Below are 1,280 nucleotides of genomic sequence, written 5' to 3'. Positions count from 1 at the left end.
TGACACCGTATGAACAAGGGTACCACAACGTATTAGTCAAGCTGGCGTTGGAAGATGAAGGCCCTGGAGTCGGAGCGCCTATTGCGGGTGCTCTTGTGGGTGGTGGCCTTGGCATGGCCGGTGGTGGAGTAGGGAGTATGTACCATGCGATGAAGCAAACTCCTCGGGCGTTTGAGTACGGTGCTGCAGGACTCCACAACAACCAAGCGATACGGAAGATGCTTAAGGGTAACGCTGGCGACACTGGGTCATTGCGGGTAATCAGGAACGCAGCGAATAAAGATGTGCCGTTTAAAGATGCGCTCAAATCCCAGTTTAAGAGACAAAATCGTGCAGCTACCGCTCTGACTGGTAAATTCAAACGCTGGGGTGGCCGAGGCGGTCTCTTAGGCGCAGGACTAGGTTTAGGCGCAGGACTCTTGTCCATGTCAGGAGATTAAATAATGACTCCATACGAACAAGGATATATCACAGGCTTAGAAAAAGTAGGGGTATCCCGTGAGTGGGTTGAAAAGATGCTTGGCCCTAAGAATGTTCACGAGTTCACGAGTATTACACCCTATGGTGGAGGTACACCTCCTACGGAAGATTTTAATAAATGGAAGTCTGAGTGGTTTAAGGCTGAATCACGGGGTAGCCACTTGGATCATAAATATCCCCGGACTTCACGTATGCTCAATCTAAATGAACCTTTCTCCGATCAAGGTATGCGCAAGAGGATTATGCAGAATGCCAAGAAGACAGTCGGCACATCTGCGCATTTAACATTTGGGAAAGAACTACAAAAACGACTAGGTGGAGTAAGCACATCGTCGCCAGAATCAACTAAAGCTGTAGAGCAAATATTAGAAAAATTACAAAAAGGGAATACTTCGGAAACAGCTGAGGGGCTTAAGCAAGACCTACGTAGTTTAAGTGCTAAAATAGATAAGGCGAAAAATACTGCAGCAGCTACAGGGCGAGACCTTAGCTCGACGCAAAACAATGCAGCACAAGAACTCAAGGCTATCACGTCTAAACACCGAGCCTCTACGTTCCCTACTAGCAAACTTCTACGGGGTTTAGGTATTGGTGCAGGTTTAGGTCTGGGTGGTTATGGGTTGTATCGAGCCTTAAAGAATAGAGAAGAGTAAACATGCGACAAGGAATGCTCACTAAAGAAGCTTTAGCTAAACACGGTTTGGCTGTTTGGACACGTGTTCCAGGTACGCCTTTTACTCTTCCTGGTAGCCCTACGATTAAAGAACGTCTCCCTGGTATGAACGATTGGGCTCCTAGGG

General features: G+C 47.5%; 2 protein-coding genes. Both read left to right on the top strand.

The features are described 5' to 3' along the window. Positions 1-440, top strand: a 440-nt coding sequence (locus GY843_RS03965) for a hypothetical protein (protein WP_297306752.1), incomplete at its 5' end; no start/stop codon positions are given. A 3-nt stretch (positions 441-443) separates the two neighbouring features. Beyond that, positions 444-1,133, top strand: a complete 690-nt coding sequence (locus tag GY843_RS03960; RefSeq protein ID WP_297306750.1) for a hypothetical protein — start codon at positions 444-446, stop codon at positions 1,131-1,133. Positions 1,134-1,280 lie beyond the last annotated feature (147 nt).

Origin of the sequence: Neptuniibacter sp. (genome assembly GCF_024231755.1) — a bacterium.
GTDB lineage: Bacteria > Pseudomonadota > Gammaproteobacteria > Pseudomonadales > Balneatricaceae > Neptuniibacter.
This window is presented reverse-complemented; position numbering and strand designations above follow the sequence as displayed.

Bases quoted from the DNA above. Each gene is read 5' to 3' on its own strand.
- GY843_RS03960 (WP_297306750.1), top strand. From the start codon at position 444: ATGACTCCATACGAACAAGGATATATCACAGGCTTAGAAAAAGTAGGG.